Consider the following 636-nt stretch of genomic DNA (forward strand, 5'->3'; position numbering starts at 1 on the left):
GTGCACCCCTCGTCCGTCCCGCCCTCGCCCGTGCACCCCTCGTCCGTGCCGGCCTCCGCTGTGCCGTCCGCGGCACGCCCGCCGCGCCCGTCCACCGTCCCGCCACCGGGCATGCCGCCGGCTGGCCGGCCCGACCCGGCCGCGCTGCGCGGGCCCGCCTATCACCCGGACGGGCCGCTCACCCCACCGCCGTGCCCGCCCGCCGACAACCCGCCGCACGGCCCCGCCGCGACCGGCTCCACGGCCACCGGCCCCGGGCGCGGCCGCGGCCGGCTCACCGCCGTCGCGCTGTGCCTGGTCCTCGGCGCCGGACTGCTCGGCGGCGCCGCCGCCGGCACCTGGCTGACCGGCTCCGAGACCGAACGCGCCGCCGGTTTCCACGCCGCCGCCGAGCTGTGGCGGGAGATCCCCGTCGACGACCTCTTCCCCCGCGAGCTGCGCGGTGACGGCGCCGGCCCCGGCGGCGCGGACCGCCGCTGGACCCGCCTGGCGGCGGCCCCCGACGGCAACTGCAAGCACGCCTTCGACGAACTGCTGGCCAGGGCGCTCTCCCCGGTGGGCTGCCGCCGCCTGGTCCGGGCCACCTACGTCGACGAGACCACCACCAGCGTCACCACCGTCGGCATGGTCTTCACC

General features: G+C 80.0%; 1 pseudogene. It reads left to right on the forward strand.

What is annotated here, in order from left to right:
- Nucleotides 1-111 precede the first annotated feature (111 nt).
- Nucleotides 112-636, forward strand: a pseudogene (locus tag GL263_RS27590) (hypothetical protein); the annotation flags it as partial.

The sequence above is a fragment of the Streptomyces durbertensis genome (assembly GCF_014156695.1).
Classification (GTDB): Bacteria; Actinomycetota; Actinomycetes; order Streptomycetales; family Streptomycetaceae; genus Streptomyces; species Streptomyces durbertensis.